This is a genomic window from Romboutsia sedimentorum, from assembly GCF_030131845.1.
GTDB lineage: Bacteria > Bacillota > Clostridia > Peptostreptococcales > Peptostreptococcaceae > Romboutsia_D > Romboutsia_D sedimentorum.
The window spans coordinates 96,452-116,607 of record NZ_JASKYM010000003.1 but is presented as its reverse complement, the minus strand read 5'-3'; the positions used below and the strand labels follow the sequence as shown (position 1 = coordinate 116,607).

The following is a 20,156-nucleotide window of genomic DNA, read 5'->3' as shown; positions in this document are numbered from 1 at the left end:
AAAGGGAGATATAAATATGGAAAATATATGTATTTTAAACGATAGAGAATTAAATGAAGTTAATGGAGGAAAAATAACAATTTCCCCTAAATGTTTACTTACTACAGCAGGTGGAGCTCTGATGGGCTCAGCAGCAGGAGTTCCAGGTGCAATTGCTGGTGGTGCTTTTGCTGCATATACTACTTGTTGGTAAAATGATGAATAAAAAAGATAAATTAATTCTATTTTTTAAAAAAATAGGTACTCCTAGCGTACTTACATTGTTTTGTTTTCTTAATGTAAGTGAAAATTGGGTATTTTGGCCAATATGGAGAAAAATCGGATTGTTTATTCTTATCCCCATATTATTTTGGGTATTTTGGATTGGAGACAGTGAGCAGTTCTTACCTTTTGATAAGAAAGAAAAAAAATAAAGTAATAAATTTTCAACTGTACCATTATTGGTTACAAATGATATTTCAACCAATAATTAATTTTGAGGATGTAGATATATTTGTATAAAAGCAAATGTACTACATCCTTTTTAAACTTAAATTATATAAATACCATTAAATACTACTTTTAATTATTTTTTCAACAATAAAAAAGCAGCATCTATCAGTGCTACTTTTTATAAGGAATCATAATTTTAACAATAAATGTATTTTTAGAATGAGTAAAAATCACTTCACCAAAATACTTTTCAACTGTTCTTTTAACATTAGTTAAGCCTATTCCATGCATATTCGAATTTTCTTTATTAGTTAAAAACAATTTTTTTCTTTTTTTAACTTCATTTATCTTAGTGTTTTCAATTAAAATAATACAAAGTCCATCTATATATTTGCTTTTTAATATTATTTTTTTCGATATATTAGGTTCATCGATTTTATCACAAGCCTCTATTGCATTGTCTATTACATTTGAAAATATAGTACACACATCCACCATATCCATAGAATTATTTTTAGAAAAATCCATATCAACTAAAAAATCAATATCTTTTTCAATACATATAGCTTTTTTCACTCGCAAAATTGAATCTAATATCATATTTTTTGTGTAAAAGTTTTGATTTAATTGATTATAGTTTGTTATATTACTCTCCATACTATCTATATACTCTAATACTTTATCAGTATTTTTATCTTCGCACAGATTCCTTATACAAATCATATGGTTTTTCATATCATGATATAAAGAACTAACTTTATCTTTTTCTTTCCTTATTTCTTGGTAATAATTCTGCTCTTTAAGTACATTACCTTTAATAATTTTATTTTCATAATCTAGTTTATAACTATATATATTTTTTTTCATCATATGAAAGTTATAAATCTTAGAAATTAAAACTACAATAGGTGTAATTATTAAAATCACAACATAAAATTTTGTTATAACTTTATCTATCGCAATTATTCTAAATACTACTATCATCATCGAAATATTTATTAAAATAGGTATACATATAAACATATAATTTACTTTTTTATATGTATTTTTAAAATGCTTAAATTTCTTTTTTTGAGTACATATCTCAAATATAACTAACATAAATATATTTTGAATTATCATACTTTCAATCTCAACTATTACAGAATTTATTTGGCAGCATTGAGTTAAATTTTTGTAATTTACATAAAAAATTAAATTCAAACTAATATATTCAATAGGTATGTATATAAAAACCCAATATATTAAACTAATAAAAAAACACTTTAAAATATTTTGTTTATAGTTAATTTTATAAAAAGAAATACAAATTAATATAAATATTATTGAACTTTCAAATTTAAATATAAATATAAATATAGAAATTAAAAAAATAACTATATAAATAATTAGGTCACTAAGTTTTTTACAACTAAAATTATCTAATATAGATTTAAACAAAAGTAAATATACTAGCCCAGTAATAAAACTTAATATATTAAAAAGATGATTATGTATGTCCATCATATTAAACTTGCCAATATTTCTGTTATTTTCATTTTTAAATCTCTTATTTTGTATCTACTAACCATTATTTCATCGTCTTTTATAAAAATCGAATTTTTAGCAATAGAACTTACTTTATTTAGATTTATTAAATATGCTCTATGACACCTATAAAATGAATATTCTTTTAACTCATTTTCAAATTTTTTAATACTATCTTTTGTTCTATATACTTTTGCATCCGTATGTATTAATGTAACCCTGCACTCCATTTCTATATATAGTATAGAATTTATAGTAATAATAACTGTTTTACCTTCGCCAATTTCCTTTATTGTCATATATTTCGATTTGTTATTAAGAACCTCATTTTTACACCGGATTAAATGTTTTGAAAATTCGTTATAGTTTATTGGTTTTAGTAAATACCTAAAAGCTCTTACTTCATAACCATCTTGCATAAAGTCTAAGACAGCTGTAGTAAAAATTATCATTACATTTGTATCAAATAATCTTATTTTTTTAGCAGTTTTAATACCATTTATACCTGTCATTTGGATATCTAATAATAGTATATCTGATTTTTCAGGATAATTTTCTAATAGTTCCTCCCCACTATTAAATTCTACTACTTCATAAGATTCACTAGGAAAGACCATCCCTAAATAGTCTAGTATTACTTTTCTATGTATGTACTCGTCATCACAAATAGCTATATTAAAAATCATAAGACACCCCCCTTATATAAACACTAAATATTTACTTCCCTATTTATAACTGATGCTATAATTTTTTCTACCTTAATTTTCCTAAATCGTCACAAAACTTCAAAACACAAAAAGTCTCATTATTCTTAGTAGTGTAGAACTAAAATAATGAGACTTTTTTATATTTATATAATCTTAGAATACATTATGATATATTTAAAGTGTAAATATAATTTTACCATATATTGTAACTATTGTAAAATTTGACAATTGTATTATGCTTCTCTTTTGAAGTTCTCTAAGTTTTGAAAAATACTTGATAGTTGTGTTAATAAATCCATGTTTATTTGTCACGCAAACGTGACAATTTAAGTCCAATTCAAAATTAATAATTTCACGTTTGCGTGACATTATTGTTGAATATTTCTAACTCTCATACCAAATGTATAAATAATTGTTTAGTTTAAAAATGTTGCTCCGTCTAGGGTTTGAATAATATCAACATTAGGGGCGTTACCTATAGCATAGAAAGTATATACTCTGTTTGGATTAATATTTATTTGATTGCTTGTTACTGTTTTTTTATTTTCGGATAATTCTATATCCATCTTATATTCTTTTGGTGGTATTTCTTCATAATTTGTATACATAGCATATTCAACATTTTTAAACACTTCATTCTCATCTAGCAATATATTAACAGCAGGTGCATTTGGCACTAAATGAACAAATTTAATTTTAGATTTATCTCCATCTGGAATCCCCATTTCCTCAGGTATTCGAAGTAATTTTATACCGTCTTTAGTTGTTATAATAGCTGCTGTAATTAACTCTTCACTATTAATTTTAATTTTAGTTTCTAATAACGGCTTTTCTTTTTCATCTTTAAGATAAACACTAAAAACATATTCACCTTCTGGCACATATATATATGGAGTGAATTGAGCAAATTGGATATCGCTATAAAATGGAAATCCATTTATATACACATCTACTTCTTCTCCATCTGGAACAGCATGTAGCACTCTAACTAAAGAATAATCTTCTTCAAAATTTCTCAAGTAAAAATCCCCCTTCTTAAACACTATTACATCCTTACTATTATCATATTAATAAGTTATAATTTTTGATGCTTGTTTTGCTGTCCCAAAATGATAAAATTTTTATTTAATATCAGTATCTCTAATCTCTATTTCAGTTCCTTCTGGAGCTTTTATTTTAAATAAACTCTCACCCTCTACTTTATATACAATCTCACCATTTTTAAGTTTAAAGTCATTATATCCAAGTCCTACTATTCTTTCGTATTCTTCACAAACATTATCAACTAAAAAACCCATATGCACAGGTCCTTCGTTTAGTGAACTCCATTTATTAAAGTTATCCCCACTCTTTGGTGTTTGTAATTCTATCATAAAGTTGTTTAATTTTAACCATGTATTATATTCCCTATTATGAAAATCCTGTGTCTCTGTAACTACCTCAAATTCTAGTATTCTTGTGTAAAAATCTAGTGATTCTTTATATTTTTCAGTTTGAATACATATGTGATGTATCATTTTTATCCCCATGTTTTATCCTCCTGTAAATGTTTTCATTCATAAGTTATCCACTTTTTAACCATTTATAACGTTAATATGTGTATAATTTAGAACTAGAAAAAAGCTGCTCAATTAAGAGCAACTTCTTTCTAGTTCTAAATAATTAGAAATTATCTATCTTCATTTGTAACATTAAATACGTATGGTATATTTCTATAATAATCACCAAAGTTTAGTCCGTATCCAACAACGAATTTATCTTCTATTTCAAATCCGCAGTAATCTGGAACTAATTCAACTTTTCTTCTACTTGGTTTATCAAGTAATACACAACACTTTATGCTAGAAGGATTTTTAGCTTTTAAATGACTCATAACGTGATTCATTGTAAGAGCAGTATCTGTTATATCATCTACTATTAATACATCATATCCTTCTAAGTTTGAATTTACATCCGATACTACTTTTACGCTTCCAGTACTTTGTTCTCCGTGACCGTAGCTTGAAGTAGTCATAAATTCAATTTTAACTGGTACAGTTATGTTTCTAACTAAATCTGCACAGAATATAAAGCTTCCTTTTAATAAAGATACAACTAAAAGATTTTTTCCTTCGTAATCCTTAGATAATTGGGCACCTAATTCTTTTAATCTAGATGCTATTTGTTCTTCTGAACATAAAACTTCCCATTTCTTAGTCTCTATATTCATAGTTTAATCCTCCATTGTATGTAATGATATTATCCATTTTATCGGAGATTAGCTTCTTTTGCAAGGACAATTAGCAAACCTTGTTCATATCATCCATAACATTTATTATAACTTCATCTGTAACAGACATTCCTTTGTCACTTACTCTACCTAAATTTTGTATACTTTGCTCTACATTTGCACCAACTATACCGTTCATTGATGGTACAAAACACTCATGTTTAGCTATTATAGCACTTTGTACTGCTGCTGATGCTGCTGATGCTAATTTTAATGCACACCCAGCTTTAGCTCCATCACATATCATACCACTTAAATTTGCTACCATGTTTTCTATAGAACCTTCTATTTGTCTTATATCTCCACTCATTAACCAAGATAATCCAGCTGTTGCTCCTGTTGATGCTGCAACTCCACATCCACATACTGCTGATAATCTGCCTGTAAAGTTTTTAACATAAGCTGTTACTAAGTGAGATATTGCTAATGATTTAGCTAATCTTTCATCAGTTTGTGGGAATTTTTTATTGTAAGCAACTATTGGAAGTATAGCTGTTATACCATGATTACCACTTCCATTTGAACTCATAACTGGCATCTTAACTCCAGCCATTCTAGCATCTGATGCACCTGCAGTTATCATCATAGCTTGATTCATTAAGTCATCACTAAGTAATCCTTCTTCCATAGATTTCTTTATTCCGTAACCCACACCTATACCTATTTTTCCACTTAATCCATAGTTAGCTATTTCTTCGTTCATAGCTATTCCTTCTAATAAGAACTCTATGTCTTTAAGCTCTAAAGCTTCTATATTTTCAACTAATTCTTTTATAGTTATGCCATCTAATATATTTTCTTCTTTTTCTGTTGTTATAGCAACTTCTACATGAGGTTGTTGATCTAGCAATACTTCTCCATTTGACTCTAAGTAAACGAAGTTGTCATGCTTAGTTTTTATAACAACCTTAGAAGTTTTTGTAGCACCTTGTAATACTACTTCTATATAAACCTTCTCTTTTGTATCTGCTGGTGATATAGATATTTGGTTATTGTCTATATAATTTTCTGCTTCTTTAACTTGTTCTTCTGTTAAAGTTTCTAATACTCTTAATCCGTTTTCAGAGTGACCACCTATAAATCCTAATGCTACTGATATTTTTAATCCTAATCTTTGTGTTCCTGGTATTCCTACACACATTCCATTTTTATATACGTTAGGGCTAACTAAAACAGTATGCTTTACTATTTCTTCACCTAATAATTCTTTTGCTTTTGCACAAGCTAATGCTACTGCTACTGGCTCTGTACATCCTAATGCTGGTTTAACTTCCGCTCTTAATATCTCAACTAATTTCGTTCTTTTATCTGTCATAATAAATCCCTCCAATAGGTTAAATAGTTTTATACCTTAATATATAGCAATATACGTGCCAAGTTTTTAATTATTATATTGCAAAGGAATTTTTTATATTTTCACATAAAATATCTACTGTATTATAATACCTATATTTTTATACAATATATCTTAAGCTCTTTAGAACCACTACATTTGATATATATTTATAAATATTATGAAATTATATAATTTATATTTTTATTATTTATTTTATAAATTTAAAGTTTATATTTTTTTATTAAATTCATTTTAAAGCTTGTGTGCAAAAGAATATCAAGATTACGTTTTCCTATTTTTCTCAAAATGAACATTAAAAAGTCTCAAAATGAGATTTAGTATCATTTTGAGACAATATTATACTTTTCTAATTTTCTATACAATGTCGCTCTAGATATACCTAACGCTTTGGCTACTAATTCTTTATCTTTTTTATACTCTTTATATTTATTCAAAGCTTTAATTATTTCTGTTTTTTCTAATGCCTCTAATGTTCTTATATTATTGTCTTTAATTATAACTTCTTCAGTCTCTATATTTTTGATTCTGTTTGGAATTAAATCTATGCTTATGTTTGAAGTTAAAGACATGTTAACGCTGTATTCTATTACATTTTGAAGCTCTCTTATATTTCCAGGCCAGTTATAATCAGCCATCATATTGACTGCATTTTCATCTATATTGAATACGTTTTTATTTAGCTTTCTAGCGTATTCTTTTATCATAAAATGTATCAATAAAGGAATATCTTCTCTACGTTCCCTTAAGCTTGGTAAATTGATTGGAATAACATTTAGCCTATAATATAAATCTTCTCTAAAAGTACCTTTATCAATCATATTTTCTAAGTCCTTATTAGTTGCAGCTATAATTCTTACGTCTATAAGTTTATTAGATTTTGAGCCTATTTTATTTAACTCTTTTTCTTGTAAGACTCTAAGTAGTTTTGCCTGTAAATGTAAGCTCATATCTCCTATTTCATCTAAGAACATAGTACCATTATCAGCCAATTCAAACTTTCCTAATTTACCACCTTTTTTTGCTCCTGTAAATGCACCTTCTTCATACCCAAATAGTTCACTTTCTAGTAAATTATCTGGTATAGCTGCACAATTGACAGCTATAAAAGGGTTATCACATCTGTCACTATGATTATGTATAGCTCTTGCAAATAGTTCCTTACCAGTTCCACTTTCTCCTCTTACAAGAACTGTAGATGTAGATTTAGACGCCATTAACGCTTGCTTTTTAACACTATCTATTTCTTTACTGATTCCTATTATGTTATCTAAGGTTATTCCATAGTCTTTGTTTATTTTGTTATAGTTTTTGATAGTTTCTCTTTTATCTATAAAATCTATAACATATCCTTTAAGCTCATTATTAAGTATTATCTTACTAATATTATAAATCCCTTTTAAATCACATCCGTCTACCTTATAGTAAAAACTGCAAGACTTGTCCTTTTTAAAGTTATCAACTGAAGGATTTTTTATAAACTTTAATACCTCAAATATATTTTCATTGTTTATATCTTCTTTTAAATTAAAAACTTCTTTGAATTTAGAATTATATTTATCTATTTTTCCAGCTACATCGATAGACACTATCGCTTTATCAATACTGTCTACTAAAGTTTCTAATTTTTTCTTTTCTAATTCTAATTCATATGTTTTTATCTGAGCTTTTATTTTATTAGAAATCAAATCAGCCATTTTTCCTAAAAAGTTCATTAAGCTATCTTTATTATTTTTTATAATATCAGCTTGTTCATCAGTGAATGCTATTAAGCCTATTACCCCATATGCATCCCCATCACATACAATCGGGCAACAAACCTCCGCAAACTCTCTACATGCACCTTTATTGTGGCATTCGTTGCATATATCATTGCAACTATTGTCGTCTATTATAATCCCGACTTGTTCTATTAAAGATTTTTTGAAAGCTGAGTATCCACGTACTTTTTCACCTATCTTTTCTATGTATATTCCAGTGCCTGCTATTCTTATTAAGTTCTGATTTACAATTGTTACATCTATTCCCAAAACTGCAACTATAGCTTCTGCTATGTTTTGAATATCTTCTTTTATATATTCTAAATTGTTCATATCTATTAATCCTTAATCTTTCTCAAATTAATTATTTCTTTTATTTCTTTTAATATTACGTATATCTTATTTAATGTGAATTGAATAGACATTAATATTACAAACAGCATAACTATTACAATTAACCCGTAATTTAAATTCATAACACATAATCTCCTATTTTATAAAATTAAACATAAAAGACCAGGCATGACCTAGTCTTTTTATTTTATCATATTGTTTTTTATCTATCTATTTTCGTTTTCCTATATAAATATATCTTTTATTTTCAACTTCTTTTAGATTTCCTTCAAAATCTAAATTAGAAAATAAATTAATTATTTCATTCGGATAACGGTAACTTACATTTTCACCGCAAAGCTTATGCTTTAAATTCTTTAATTTCACCTTTAAATTTTTTAAATTTAAATCTTCTAATATTAATTCTCCATTACATTTTAAAACTCTATTTATTTCTGTTGATGCCTGTTTGCAATTATTAATATTATTAAAATGGTCTAATACTATTACCTTGTCAAAATATTTATCTTCAAATGGCAATAATTCTAATGTTCCTTTGACAACGTTACAGTTTCCATTGTGTATTAAAGAATAACATACATCTTCATAAAGACTATTTTCTAATATTGTAACATAAACTCCTAACATTCTTAACCTTTTTCCTAAGTTACCTATGTTTCCAACAAGTAATATATTGTTTCCGATATTATACTTGATAGTATCCAAAAAACATGTTACATCATCAGAAGTATCTGTCAAATCAGCATTAGGTTCATAGTCGTGATATAATACGCTTTTCACAGTGCTCCCCCTCTTTATTTTTTACATTTATAAATCATATCATAAAATACATGATAATAAAATAGATTATAGTAAATTAGGAGCAACTATTCAACACATAAATTTTAACTAACTCAAATGAAATCCTATTCATTGTTATTTTCGCTAGTTTTTTTTATTTTAGAGATGGATACTTCATAAGCAACTCTTTTTAATACCTCTCCATTTTCCAGTTTCTTTTCGTACTCTCTGCTTTGTACTCTTCCCCACATTTGTATCCTATCACCTATTTTTAAACTCTTTGCAAATTTAGCATTACGTCCCCAAACTATAGATGGTATGTAGTCAGATTTATTGTATGGTCTGTTTATAGCAACCAATAGATCTGTTATTTCTCTTCCTAGTGGAGTTTTTCTATATATAGGTGCTTTACATATAAAGCCATCTAGGAATATATTATTAGGATCTTTAGTGTCTTCCTCTGCTACTTTTATTTCTCTAACAAATATAGTAAGAACTAATCTATTTTTGTTATCTATATTTTTATTATAAGATCTTAATTGACCTACTATTCTAACTAATTTATTATTTTCAAAATCAATTTCTTCTAACAATCTTTCTGACACAGTAATCGGTAATACATCATCTGAATTGCTGAGTCTATTTATTTTTATTTTTGTGTTATAAAATTTTTCGCCAAAAATTTCATGGCTAAATTCTAATTCACTTTCTAATTCTCCTCTTAGGTTTACTATGTTAGTATCATCCTTAACAGTAATCATTTCTTTATCCCCCCACAATTTGTTAATTGTTAATTCTTATGTTTTATCTTTTCTTATATAATAACTATATTTGTACATTACAATTTTTATTACAATTTATTGCTTTGTATTGATTTTATTTAATTTTTTGTACTCCATTGCTATCTATTGTGAAATTTTCTTTATAAATCATTTCTGATATAGGAACTATTTCGTATCCATCTTTTTTAAATTTGCCTATTATAGTACCTAAATAATTCTCAACATTATTTGAACTTGCATGGAATAAAACTATAGAACCTGGCTGTGAATTTTTAACAACTCTTTCTATAACATGATTTGGCCCTAATTCTTTCCAATCCATAGAATCTACATCCCATTTAACAACTTGGTATCCTAGTGATTTACAAATATCTAAAGTTTTAGTATCCACTTCTCCAAATGGAGGTCTATATAAAGTTGTTTTTTCTCCAGTTATTTTTGAAATTTTATCTGAAGTTATTTGTATTTCTTTTACTGTTGATTGTTCTGATAATTCTTTAGTATTTGCATGAGTATTAGAATGGTTTCCTATCTCATGACCTGCTTTATGTATTTTTTTTACTAATTCTTCATTGTCATCTACCCAACTTCCAACCAAGAAAAAAGTTGCTTTTATATCATGTTGATCTAGTGTTTGTAAAATGCCATCTATGTTGTCAGATCCCCATGCTACATCAAAACTTAAAGCTACTTTCTTCTCATTAGTGTCAACTTTATATATTGGCATATTTGCATCACCTTGTTTGTAGCAAAAATATCTTATTCCATAAATCAATAAAAATAATAATACTAACATCAATACTACAAAGAACATACTAGACATTAAAGATTTTGTTTTTTTAAATCTACTGTTCATATTTACACCTCCTTTTTGCATTTGTCCTATACTTAAACTTTATTTTTTTTAATTTCAAAAAATTACTATAAAGATAAATTTATTTTTTGGGCAAATTATATTCAATACTAATAAAAGGTGGTGGATTTATGTCAAATATAAGAAGTTCATTTTCTAACATCAAGGGTCACCAAGTAGAAACAGCTAGAGAAACTATTAAGTTTGAAAACAGACACTATCTAAGAGAAGCACATGGAATTCAAGAAGGTATACGTAAAGATAAGAAAATAAAAATGGGTAAAAAATGTAAATAAAAATATTTTTTAAAAATTTTTAAATTTTATGTATATAAAATTGTATTACAGGGCAAATTAGTATTAACAACACATTGCAAAGTGTGTTGACAAAAAAATCAACTTCAGGAGGAATTCTACTATGTCAAGTAAAAAAGCAGTTCCAGCAGCTAAAGCTGCATTAAACCAAATGAAATTAGAAATAGCTAATGAAATAGGTTTAGCTAACTACGAAACAGCTGATAAAGGTAATTTAACAGCTAGAGAAAACGGATATGTTGGCGGATACATGACTAAGAAATTAGTTGAAATGGCTGAAAATCAAATGGCAGGAAAGTAGATTTAAAACTGTGACATCTGAGTCAAAAAGGCTACCATTTTGGTAGCCTTTTTATTTGCAAAAATATTTAAATATATTATTAAGCAAATTGTGCTTTTATTTTTATATAATTTGGTTTAATATATTATATAGAAATAGTTTACGGAGGATGATATTATGTTTGAAAACTCATCTGAAGAATTAGCTTCTCATAAGCTTTTAATTTTATATATCTTAAATAAAATTAAAATGGATTTAACTAATTCTCAAATAACGCAAGTTGTACTAGAAACAGAGATGATAAATTACTTTTCTCTTCAACAGTTCTTGTCTCAACTTATGGAATCTAAATTTTTAGCTACATACAAAGACTCTGATAGAGAATATTATTCTCTTACTCAAAGAGGGTTAGAGATTCTAGAGTATTTCTTATCTAGAATACCTCAAGATATAACTAAAAAAGTAGACGAGTATATTTTGAATAATAAAGAAAGTTTATTATCTGATACACAAGTTAAGTCAAGTTTTGTTAAGCAAAGTGATCACGAGTTTATTGTTAATTTAAGAGTTATAGAAAACCAATCTAATTTAATAGATTTAAATTTAAATGTTTCTTCAGAGAAACAAGCCAATCTTATTTGTAATAATTGGAAAAAAAATGCATCGTATATGTATGCAGAAGTTATAGATTTACTTATACGCGACAGCCATTAAGCCTACACACACAGTATTGTTGTAGGCTCTTTTCCTGTCTTCACTTCTTTTATAAGTTCATTGTTGTTTGTATTATATATTTTAATTGAATTTTTCTGAGTATCTGATACTAACAATAATTTTTCATCTTTAGAAATTGCTAAACCTTGAGGATTTCCTTCTACATTTATGCAATCTAGATAACTACCTGTATCATAATCTAAAATTTTAATATGTTTGTATCCTAAGTCTGCAACATATATTTTTTTAGCACTATAACTAAAACATACTTCAACTGGTAATAAAAAATCCTCTATTATACTAATTACTTTCATTTTCATCTCATCTAAAATAACTAGCTTCCCGTCCAGCGTAGAGGTATATATTTCCCTTTTTTTCTTGTCTATTTTTACATGCCATGCTTTAAAGTCTGTATCTATCTTCCTATCAATACATTTGCTAAGAGTATCTATACACACAATTGAGTTTATACAAGATACATATAACTTATTTTCACTTTCATTAAAATCAAATCCATGAGGCATTTCATCTACACTAATCACTGCAATAGGGTTTAAAGTATCTTGGTCTAATATATAGATGCTGTTTGAATCCTCATTAGATATAAATAATTCTCCCCTGCATAAACCAATTTGATTTAGATTTCCTCCTATAGATACGCTTTCTATTATGTTATTGGTAGTTATATCTAATACGTACAATATACCGTCACTAGAACTCGGTATATACATTAGGTTTTTTTCTTTATCTATACAGAAATGATGTGGATTTATGTTGTCATCTAAATCTATTTGCTTTTCTACCTCAAATTTAGGATAACTTAATACACTTATACTTTTAGATAAATAATTAGAAATATAGACTTTCAAATTATAGCCTCCCCTCCTTAATACATATACTACAATAATATATTATTCTCTATGCTTGTATTATGACAGCCTTTTAAGTATTGCAATGTTACATACATATTGGTATTATTAGATTAAAAATATTAAAGATTATTAGGAGTTTGTATTATGAAGATAACATTTAAGCCAAGTGGAGTTTGTTGTAGAGAGATGATGTTTGAAGTTGATGATAATAATGTTATAACTAGCGTTGATTTCGTTGGGGGATGTCCTGGTAACTTAATCGGACTTAAGCATTTAGCTATAGGTCAAAACGCTCTTGAGGTAGCTGATAAGTTAGCTAACATACGTTGCGGAGACAAGTCTACTTCTTGTCCTGATCAATTAGCTAAGGCAATACGTAGCGCTTTATAAAACAGCCCTACTATAAAAAAAAGGTGGTCAATGACCACCTTTTTTTGCATTTTTTCACGTTATCGTGAATTATAAATATAATTTATTTATTAAAGTTCTAACTGTTCCTATCATATATAAAGACCCTGCACTTATTATTATATCGTCTTCTTTAGAATTTTTAAGTGTATAATCAACAGCTTCTTCTATATTTGGTTTTGCAACAATATTATCAATATACTTAGATATCTTTTCTTTTAAAACTTCACAACTTATCGCTCTTGGATTGTCTGGAGTTGTAGTTATTACTTTATCAAAATGAGGCATAAGTATTTCAAGTACTCCATCTATATCTTTATCTTCTAACATTCCTATTAAAAGAGTAGCTTTTTTTCCATTGAAGTTTTTTTCTATTGATTTAGCTAAAGATTTTGCTCCATCTTCATTGTGAGCTCCATCTATTATAAATATTGGGTTTTCCATTATTTTTTCTATTCTACCTGGCCATTTAGTATTTATAAGACCTTTTCTTATGCTTTCTTCACTTATGTTTAATTTTTTATTTTCTTTTAAGTAATTTATAGCACCTAAAGCTAGCATAGAGTTGTTTATTTGATGATCTCCTATTAACTTTATTTCTAAGTTTTCATATTTTTCATTAAATACAGTACAATCATAAGTTTGAGAATATATATCTGATTGCTTAACATTTATATCATCAAATTTTACTTCTATGTACTTAGCATTTTTTTCTCTACATATTTCTTTTATTACATCTTTAGCTTCATCACTTTGGTCGTAAACTATAGCTACTCCGTTTTCTTTTATTATTCCGCCTTTTTCATAAGCTATTTTCGAAACACTATCTCCAAGTATTCCTACATGGTCTAAGCTTATAGAAGCTATTACACTTACTTCTGATTTTTTTATTATATTTGTAGCATCATACCTACCACCTAAACCAACCTCAAGGGCAACATAATCAACTTCTTGCTCACAGTAATAATAAAGTGCCATAGCAGTAACTATTTCAAACTCAGTCGGGTATGAGTATCCTTCACTAACCATTGTTTCTATATTTTCTTTTATTATATTAACGATTCTTGCTACATCTTCTTTAGGTATATTTTCTCCATTTACTTTTATTCTCTCTGTAAAAGTTTCTAAAAATGGAGATGTATATAAACCTACTTTATATCCAGATTCTTTTAATATACTAGTTATAAATGAACATGTTGACCCTTTTCCATTAGTTCCTGCCACATGTATTATATTTAATTTATCTTGCGGATTTCCTAAAAGTTCTAATAATTTAGTTATATTGTCTAATCCTAATCTAACACCAAATTTATGAGTCTCATCTATGTAGTGTAGTGCTTCTTGGTAATTCATATCTTAGCTTCCCCCTTAGTCGTTTTGCTTTAGCAGTATATATTAAAATCGACCTATAAATACAATATAGGACAATTTCATTGTCTACTTTCATTATAGTATATTTTTATATCAAAAATGAACAAAAAAATAAAGCTATGCCAATTTATATTATATTGGCACAACTTATATTTATTATATATTAGTATTATTTTCTATAGTTCCTATAGTTCCATCAACTATAGATATTACTTTATCTGCTTTTTGTGCTACTTTTTCATTATGTGTTATCATTATTAACGTTTGGTTAAACTTCTTTATTGATAACTTTAGTAAATTCATAACCTCTTCTGTTGTTTTAGTATCTAAGTTCCCTGTTGGCTCGTCTGCTAATATTATAGCTGGTTTGGCTGATAATGCACGACCGATAGCCACACGTTGCTGTTGCCCTCCTGATAGCTGATTTGGCATATGCGACTGTCTATCTGTAAGTCCTAATAATTCTATAAGCTCATCTATATATTCTTTGTCTACTTTTACTTTATCTAACTTTAGAGGTAGTTCTATATTATCTCTTACGTTTAGTACTGGTATAAGGTTGTATTGTTGAAATACAAATCCAATTTTCTTTCTTCTGTATTCTGCTAATTTTTTATCATTTAAACAACATATATCTTGACCATCAATTTTTATAGTTCCACAACTTGGTCTTTCAAGACCTCCTATTAAGTGAAGTAATGTACTTTTTCCCGAACCACTTGGACCTATTATTGCTACAAATTCCCCTTTGTTAACTTTTAAATTTGTATTTTTTAGTGCATTTACAGTTGTTTCTTTTTTTCCATATATTTTACCTAAATTAATAGTTTCAAGTATCATAATAATCCCTCTATTCTATAATATTTATAGCTTCAACTATATTGCTTTCTTTTATTTTTCTTGCTGGGAAGTATGTTGCAAGTAGCCCTATGATTATGTTTGTGGCAGTTATTAATATATAATCTTTGTAGGATATTGCAAACTCTATTCCATATCCTTCAAAACCAAACGTATCATATATTCTAATCTGTAATAAAATCCCCACAATCAACACTATAATACTTGAGAATATTCCATATAATATACCTTCATATATTATCATATTTCTAAAGTCTTCTTGAGTTATACCTATCGCTCTTAACATTCCAAATTCACTAGTTCTAGATGTTATATTGTAACTTACGTTATTGACTATATTAAACGTACTTATTACAAATATTATAGCTATAACCCCATATCGATACATATCAGTTTTCTCATCCATTTTTTTATCAGTTTCTTTTTCCTGAACCATATCTATCGTTACCGTTCCAGGATTTTCACTTCCTATCTTTCCTAATTCTTTATTTATAGCTATATGATCTGCACCTTTTTCCATATTTGCATAGACTAAATTATAAGTATTTACATTAGTTATTTTCTCTAAATACTTATTACTTGTTATAATATCTATCCCTTGATTAGGAGAATATAAGCTATCATCAGCAAAAGAATAATTAACTATTGCACCAACCTTAAACTCATAATAATTATAATTGTAATTATCTCCATCTTTCATATCGGAATAAAGTTCTCCATCTATCTTATCTTTTGGTGCTTTTATTTTAACAGTATCTCCTACTTTTATATCTGCAACAGGTTTTCCACCGCCTATAACTGTACCTCTATGCCCTTCATATTCATCATAAGTATGTGGCATGTATAATACTATTTCGTTACTATTTTTTATTTTTTCTATATCTATTTTTCCACTTACTAAATAATCATTTAATGAATTTAGCATTTCATCATTATATCCTTTTAGTTGTTGCTTTATTGTATATCCATTTATTTTTTTATTTTCTATAAGGTCATAACCATTATCAATTCTTGCAGAATCTTCATTTAATTGATTATAGTAAGCTAAATCTAGCATTTTATCTTTTGGGATATCCATTCTTGTTCTTAGTATACTTGCAGTTTTAACTTCTTTTATTCCATCTATATTTTTTATTTTACTTATTTGTTTATCATTAATTCCATTATTCTCGTCATTGAAGCTAAATTTATTTAAAATAAAATCACCATTCATATACATCTTTCTGTCACCATCTTCAATCATTTTTGGGTATGGTAAACTTGAATAATTATTTTTTATAATTAATATTCCACCTATACTCATAGACAAAATAATCATTATAAATCCTTTTTTATTTCTAAACATATTCTTCATAGAAATACTTTTAGTTGTAGCTATTTTTCCACTTAATTTTTCTATGATAAAATTACTTTTCTTAATTTTTTTATTTGCACTTAGATTCTTCCTTATAGCTTCTATAGGAGAAATTTTTCTTATCTTTAGATAAGCTAATATACTTATTATAAAACTTACTAAAAGTGTACATGCTACTGATAAAAGTATTATGCTATAAGGTATTACAAAAGGAGTTACTACTCCCTTAACAGCAAACCTAATATTTCCTCCTAGTTTATTAAATAACTGTGCTCCACCCATACCAATTCCAATTCCAAAAGGCATTCCTATTATACTAAGTATTAATAATTCATATAACATAAGCTTAAATACCTTTAAATTAGTTGAGCCAATAGCTTTTAGCACTCCATATTCTCTTATTCTCTGATATACTGATATTGTATATATACTATACATAACAAGACCTGCAAACAAACTCATAATGGCTGCTGTAGCTTTACTTTCACTGTCTAATCTTCCATTTTCCACAACAGAATCTATTAGCATACTATTTATTTTAAGATTATCCTTTTTGTTAAACTTAGCTTTATTTGATATATCTTTTATGTTTTTATTTATATCGCTGTTCTCATCAAATTCTACGTATGTATCAAATTTATTAAGTTTAGATTCATCTAAACTTAAAAACATCTCACATACACCTCTACTCTTTTCTTGATACCTATCTCTAAGTATTCCCACGACTTTAAAAGTTTCAGGTTTATCTTTTTTGTATAATTTAAATGTTAATTCTTGATTTAATTTTGGTTCTAACCCCATACTATTTAAAATCCACTCTTCTACAACAACTTCATTATTACCTTTTGCAAATCTACCTTTTAAAAGTTGTGATGTTTTAGTTAAGTACTTTTCACTTGCATGATTTATATTTATTGGTAATTTTTCACCTATATCACTAGATGCATAATATGATGTTGTTCCCAAGTCTTTTATGTCATTTCCATTTTTAACTATTTCTAATTGTTCTTTATTCATATCCTTAAAATGCACATGATAAGCCCCAGTTTCTCTTTTCATTCTATCTAAGTCTGCTTGTTGTGCACTTCTTGATAAAGTCCCTACCCCTACTATAAGTGCTGTCCCAAGTATAATACTAAGTATTATTGCTAATGACCTTGCTTTGTAGCTTTTTATATATTTTAAAACAATACTTAAATCATTCCCCATATTTACCACTTCCTTCCTCTTGAATAATTAAATTATATCTTCATTTAAAAAATGTATCAAATTGCTTTTTTTCAAATATTTACCACTTATTTGTACAATTTTCTATATCTATTTTCAAGTTTAAATAGCTTACTTGTCTATTTTCAAGTTTCACATATTTTTTTATCAATGTTATAATTATTGTATAAATTAAAAATCAGGGGTGAATTATGGATATTATTTTTATATTTCCTATGGGGGTGCTTACTTTATTTATAGGTAGCAATGTTATTTTAAGTAAATATAAATTTTATAAAGACTGGCCGTTATTTAAAAGAGGGTTATATACACTTTGCATATCTGCACTTATTTTTTGTTTATTTATATACATATTGCAATACATATCAATAAAACTAAGAGATGATTTATTAATAAAAGGTTTGATAAGTACAGCTTTATCTTTTATTTTAATATGCTTTTGCATTTATACAGGTTTTGAATTTATAAAGATAATTAATGAAAATGATAAAAAAGAATTTGAATTAGATAATCTAAATAAAAAAATAGAACACAAAAACAGCATAATTTCTAAGCTTAGAAGTCAAAAACACGATTATCTTAAACACCTTCAAGTTGTATCTTCTTTACTTAATACAAATTTGCCACAAGATGCAAAAAACTATATTACTAATATTGCAAATAGTTTTAGGTCTAAGACTTCAAGGTATGGAAAAGTTTCTTATCTTGATGCTATATGTGCTGCTAAGTATGAAGATTGTTTGTTAAGAGGTATTTCTTTTGATACTTATATTCAAGACTTTATAGATAATCTATTAATTGAACCTAACGAAATGTCTTCAGTATTATTAAACATAATAGACAATGCCATAGATGCCCTATCTTCAGTATATAAAGAAAGCAAATATATAAAGCTTTCTATTTATGAAGATGAATTTCAATATATTATATCTATTGTAAACAATGGTCCTATGATTTACGATACACAAAGAATTTTTTTAGAAGGTAATTCTTCTAAAATTGGTGAAAATCGAGGTTACGGTTTGTACGCTGTAAAACAAATTTTAGACAAATACGGTTATCATATATTTGTTGATAGCGATGAGTTTTTGACTGAATTTACTATACTTATTCCTAAGTATTAATAAGTTTAATTATATATCTGATGGGAGATTTTATATGATAAAAGTTTTGATTTGTGATGATGATAAAGCAGTTAGAAATGAAGTTGAGTACATTGTTAAAGAACTAGATTGTGTAGATTATGTCAAAAAAGTTGAAAATGGAATTGAGGCAATAGAGTTTATAAAAAACGAAAAAATAGACTTATTAATAATTGACATTGATATGCCTTATAAAAATGGTATTGATAGTGCTAAGGAGATAATTTCTATTGATAAAGATGTTCATGTTATATTTATTACAGGGTTTGCTGATTATAGCTTAGAAAGTTTTAAGGTTCATCCTGTTGATTTTATAGTTAAACCTTTCACCAAAGAAAAAATTATAGAGTCAATTAATATAGCTATAGACCGTATAAACTCTCATAAATTATCTAATAAAGTGTTTATAGAGGATACTCTTTTTACTTATAAAATTAGAAAACAAGTTCATATGATTAATTTTGATGATATTGTTATGTTTGAAAAAAAAGCTAGAGCTGTAAATCTTCATACCAAAGACCATGATATAGTAAATTTTTATGAAAATTTTGATGACTTGGAAATGAGGTTACCACCTAACTTTTTTAGAAGCCATAAGCAGTTTATTGTTAATCTAAGGCTTATTCACAAGGTAATACCTATTAACAAATCATCTTTAGAAATTAGATTTATTAATTTTCAAGAAAATGCTTTGCTCAACAAAGTTTTTGAAAAAGATTTTTTATATAGATTTTATAGAACTAAAAGATTTTAAATATAAAAAATATCACCATTATAAATTTATAATAGTGATATTTT

23 protein-coding genes are annotated in these 20,156 nt (G+C 26.8%); 8 read left to right on the top strand and 15 right to left on the bottom strand.

Going from position 1 to position 20,156, the window contains the following annotated elements:
- Nucleotides 1-16 precede the first annotated feature (16 nt).
- Both QOZ84_RS08760 and QOZ84_RS08755 read left to right on the top strand, forming a co-directional pair.
- Nucleotides 17-193, top strand: a complete 177-nt coding sequence (locus tag QOZ84_RS08760) for a Blp family class II bacteriocin (RefSeq protein ID WP_284132582.1) — start codon at nt 17-19, stop codon at nt 191-193.
- Nucleotides 147-413, top strand: coding sequence for a hypothetical protein (locus tag QOZ84_RS08755; protein ID WP_284132581.1), 267 nt, complete (start codon nt 147-149; stop codon nt 411-413). Before QOZ84_RS08760 ends, QOZ84_RS08755 begins: the two co-directional genes overlap by 47 nt.
- Before the next feature lie 190 nt (nt 414-603).
- Here QOZ84_RS08755 and QOZ84_RS08750 read toward each other — a convergent pair whose 3' ends face one another.
- From QOZ84_RS08750 to QOZ84_RS08700, 11 genes are all read right to left on the bottom strand, one after another.
- Nucleotides 604-1,554, bottom strand: coding sequence for a sensor histidine kinase (locus QOZ84_RS08750; RefSeq protein ID WP_284132580.1), 951 nt, complete (start codon nt 1,552-1,554; stop codon nt 604-606).
- Nucleotides 1,555-1,934: 380 nt separating this feature from the next.
- Nucleotides 1,935-2,645: a LytR/AlgR family response regulator transcription factor gene (locus QOZ84_RS08745; RefSeq protein ID WP_284132579.1), complete on the bottom strand. Its 711-nt coding sequence runs from the start codon at nt 2,643-2,645 to the stop codon at nt 1,935-1,937.
- Between the two features lie 437 nt (nt 2,646-3,082).
- Nucleotides 3,083-3,685, bottom strand: coding sequence for a DUF4397 domain-containing protein (locus QOZ84_RS08740; RefSeq protein WP_284132578.1), 603 nt, complete (start codon nt 3,683-3,685; stop codon nt 3,083-3,085).
- Nucleotides 3,686-3,787: 102 nt separating this feature from the next.
- A complete protein-coding gene (locus QOZ84_RS08735) occupies nt 3,788-4,195 on the bottom strand; it encodes a VOC family protein (protein WP_284132577.1) in 408 nt (135 codons plus the stop codon).
- Nucleotides 4,196-4,335: 140 nt separating this feature from the next.
- Nucleotides 4,336-4,875, bottom strand: a complete 540-nt coding sequence (gene hpt, locus QOZ84_RS08730) for a hypoxanthine phosphoribosyltransferase (protein ID WP_026902241.1) — start codon at nt 4,873-4,875, stop codon at nt 4,336-4,338.
- A 70-nt stretch (nt 4,876-4,945) separates the two neighbouring features.
- Nucleotides 4,946-6,250, bottom strand: coding sequence for an L-cysteine desulfidase family protein (locus QOZ84_RS08725; protein WP_284132576.1), 1,305 nt, complete (start codon nt 6,248-6,250; stop codon nt 4,946-4,948).
- A 362-nt stretch (nt 6,251-6,612) separates the two neighbouring features.
- Nucleotides 6,613-8,382 carry a sigma-54 interaction domain-containing protein gene (locus tag QOZ84_RS08720; protein WP_284132575.1) on the bottom strand — a complete coding sequence of 590 codons (1,770 nt, stop codon included), beginning with the start codon at nt 8,380-8,382 and terminating at the stop codon, nt 6,613-6,615.
- A gap of 5 nt (nt 8,383-8,387) precedes the next feature.
- Nucleotides 8,388-8,525, bottom strand: coding sequence for a hypothetical protein (locus QOZ84_RS08715; protein ID WP_284132574.1), 138 nt, complete (start codon nt 8,523-8,525; stop codon nt 8,388-8,390).
- A gap of 88 nt (nt 8,526-8,613) precedes the next feature.
- Nucleotides 8,614-9,183, bottom strand: a complete 570-nt coding sequence (locus QOZ84_RS08710) for a class I SAM-dependent methyltransferase (protein WP_284132573.1) — start codon at nt 9,181-9,183, stop codon at nt 8,614-8,616.
- A gap of 125 nt (nt 9,184-9,308) precedes the next feature.
- Nucleotides 9,309-9,944, bottom strand: a complete 636-nt coding sequence (locus tag QOZ84_RS08705; RefSeq protein WP_284132572.1) for a single-stranded DNA-binding protein — start codon at nt 9,942-9,944, stop codon at nt 9,309-9,311.
- A 115-nt stretch (nt 9,945-10,059) separates the two neighbouring features.
- A complete protein-coding gene (locus tag QOZ84_RS08700) occupies nt 10,060-10,821 on the bottom strand; it encodes a polysaccharide deacetylase family protein (RefSeq protein WP_284132571.1) in 762 nt (253 codons plus the stop codon).
- A gap of 128 nt (nt 10,822-10,949) precedes the next feature.
- Here QOZ84_RS08700 and QOZ84_RS08695 point away from each other — a divergent pair, with 128 nt between their 5' ends.
- The 3 genes from QOZ84_RS08695 (at nt 10,950) to QOZ84_RS08685 (ending at nt 12,126) form a co-directional block, all read left to right on the top strand.
- Nucleotides 10,950-11,114: a hypothetical protein gene (locus tag QOZ84_RS08695; RefSeq protein WP_284132570.1), complete on the top strand. Its 165-nt coding sequence runs from the start codon at nt 10,950-10,952 to the stop codon at nt 11,112-11,114.
- A gap of 121 nt (nt 11,115-11,235) precedes the next feature.
- Nucleotides 11,236-11,433, top strand: a complete 198-nt coding sequence (locus QOZ84_RS08690; protein WP_036767568.1) for an alpha/beta-type small acid-soluble spore protein — start codon at nt 11,236-11,238, stop codon at nt 11,431-11,433.
- Nucleotides 11,434-11,589: 156 nt separating this feature from the next.
- Nucleotides 11,590-12,126 (top strand): DUF4364 family protein, encoded by a 537-nt coding sequence (locus QOZ84_RS08685; RefSeq protein ID WP_284132569.1) that lies wholly within the window; start codon nt 11,590-11,592, stop codon nt 12,124-12,126.
- A 2-nt stretch (nt 12,127-12,128) separates the two neighbouring features.
- On the opposite strand, the gene QOZ84_RS08680 is transcribed toward QOZ84_RS08685, so the two are convergent.
- Entirely contained in the window at nt 12,129-12,995 is an 867-nt protein-coding gene (locus tag QOZ84_RS08680; RefSeq protein WP_284132568.1) for a YncE family protein, read from the bottom strand.
- 147 nt (nt 12,996-13,142) lie between these two features.
- On the opposite strand from QOZ84_RS08680, the gene QOZ84_RS08675 reads away from it, so the two are divergent.
- Nucleotides 13,143-13,388 (top strand): TIGR03905 family TSCPD domain-containing protein, encoded by a 246-nt coding sequence (locus QOZ84_RS08675; protein WP_026902250.1) that lies wholly within the window; start codon nt 13,143-13,145, stop codon nt 13,386-13,388.
- 69 nt (nt 13,389-13,457) lie between these two features.
- Here the strand turns inward: QOZ84_RS08675 and QOZ84_RS08670 are convergent, their stop codons facing one another.
- From QOZ84_RS08670 to QOZ84_RS08660, 3 genes are all read right to left on the bottom strand, one after another.
- Nucleotides 13,458-14,759 carry a bifunctional folylpolyglutamate synthase/dihydrofolate synthase gene (locus QOZ84_RS08670; protein ID WP_284132567.1) on the bottom strand — a complete coding sequence of 434 codons (1,302 nt, stop codon included), beginning with the start codon at nt 14,757-14,759 and terminating at the stop codon, nt 13,458-13,460.
- A 174-nt stretch (nt 14,760-14,933) separates the two neighbouring features.
- Complete coding sequence (locus QOZ84_RS08665; RefSeq protein ID WP_284132721.1) at nt 14,934-15,620, bottom strand: ABC transporter ATP-binding protein; 687 nt, start codon at nt 15,618-15,620, stop codon at nt 14,934-14,936.
- 7 nt (nt 15,621-15,627) lie between these two features.
- Complete coding sequence (locus QOZ84_RS08660) at nt 15,628-18,198, bottom strand: ABC transporter permease (RefSeq protein ID WP_284132566.1); 2,571 nt, start codon at nt 18,196-18,198, stop codon at nt 15,628-15,630.
- A gap of 209 nt (nt 18,199-18,407) precedes the next feature.
- On the opposite strand from QOZ84_RS08660, the gene QOZ84_RS08655 reads away from it, so the two are divergent.
- On the top strand, nt 18,408-19,340 hold the full coding sequence (locus QOZ84_RS08655) for a sensor histidine kinase (protein ID WP_284132565.1): 933 nt from the start codon (nt 18,408-18,410) through the stop codon (nt 19,338-19,340).
- A 34-nt stretch (nt 19,341-19,374) separates the two neighbouring features.
- Nucleotides 19,375-20,112 carry a LytR/AlgR family response regulator transcription factor gene (locus QOZ84_RS08650; RefSeq protein ID WP_284132564.1) on the top strand — a complete coding sequence of 246 codons (738 nt, stop codon included), beginning with the start codon at nt 19,375-19,377 and terminating at the stop codon, nt 20,110-20,112.
- Nucleotides 20,113-20,156 lie beyond the last annotated feature (44 nt).

Excerpts from the sequence above, each read along its gene's own strand:
- QOZ84_RS08760 (WP_284132582.1), top strand. The coding sequence starts at position 17 with ATGGAAAATATATGTATTTTAAACGATAGAGAATTAAATGAAGTTAAT.
- QOZ84_RS08750 (WP_284132580.1), bottom strand. The coding sequence starts at position 1,554 with ATGATAATTCAAAATATATTTATGTTAGTTATATTTGAGATATGTACT.
- QOZ84_RS08745 (WP_284132579.1), bottom strand. The coding sequence starts at position 2,645 with ATGATTTTTAATATAGCTATTTGTGATGACGAGTACATACATAGAAAA.
- QOZ84_RS08735 (WP_284132577.1), bottom strand. The coding sequence starts at position 4,195 with ATGGGGATAAAAATGATACATCACATATGTATTCAAACTGAAAAATAT.
- hpt (WP_026902241.1), bottom strand. The coding sequence starts at position 4,875 with ATGAATATAGAGACTAAGAAATGGGAAGTTTTATGTTCAGAAGAACAA.
- QOZ84_RS08725 (WP_284132576.1), bottom strand. The coding sequence starts at position 6,250 with ATGACAGATAAAAGAACGAAATTAGTTGAGATATTAAGAGCGGAAGTT.
- QOZ84_RS08720 (WP_284132575.1), bottom strand. The coding sequence starts at position 8,382 with ATGAACAATTTAGAATATATAAAAGAAGATATTCAAAACATAGCAGAA.
- QOZ84_RS08715 (WP_284132574.1), bottom strand. The coding sequence starts at position 8,525 with ATGAATTTAAATTACGGGTTAATTGTAATAGTTATGCTGTTTGTAATA.
- QOZ84_RS08705 (WP_284132572.1), bottom strand. The coding sequence starts at position 9,944 with ATGATTACTGTTAAGGATGATACTAACATAGTAAACCTAAGAGGAGAA.
- QOZ84_RS08700 (WP_284132571.1), bottom strand. The coding sequence starts at position 10,821 with ATGAACAGTAGATTTAAAAAAACAAAATCTTTAATGTCTAGTATGTTC.
- QOZ84_RS08695 (WP_284132570.1), top strand. The coding sequence starts at position 10,950 with ATGTCAAATATAAGAAGTTCATTTTCTAACATCAAGGGTCACCAAGTA.
- QOZ84_RS08690 (WP_036767568.1), top strand. The coding sequence starts at position 11,236 with ATGTCAAGTAAAAAAGCAGTTCCAGCAGCTAAAGCTGCATTAAACCAA.
- QOZ84_RS08685 (WP_284132569.1), top strand. The coding sequence starts at position 11,590 with ATGTTTGAAAACTCATCTGAAGAATTAGCTTCTCATAAGCTTTTAATT.
- QOZ84_RS08675 (WP_026902250.1), top strand. The coding sequence starts at position 13,143 with ATGAAGATAACATTTAAGCCAAGTGGAGTTTGTTGTAGAGAGATGATG.
- QOZ84_RS08670 (WP_284132567.1), bottom strand. The coding sequence starts at position 14,759 with ATGAATTACCAAGAAGCACTACACTACATAGATGAGACTCATAAATTT.
- QOZ84_RS08660 (WP_284132566.1), bottom strand. The coding sequence starts at position 18,198 with ATGGGGAATGATTTAAGTATTGTTTTAAAATATATAAAAAGCTACAAA.
- QOZ84_RS08655 (WP_284132565.1), top strand. The coding sequence starts at position 18,408 with ATGGATATTATTTTTATATTTCCTATGGGGGTGCTTACTTTATTTATA.
- QOZ84_RS08650 (WP_284132564.1), top strand. The coding sequence starts at position 19,375 with ATGATAAAAGTTTTGATTTGTGATGATGATAAAGCAGTTAGAAATGAA.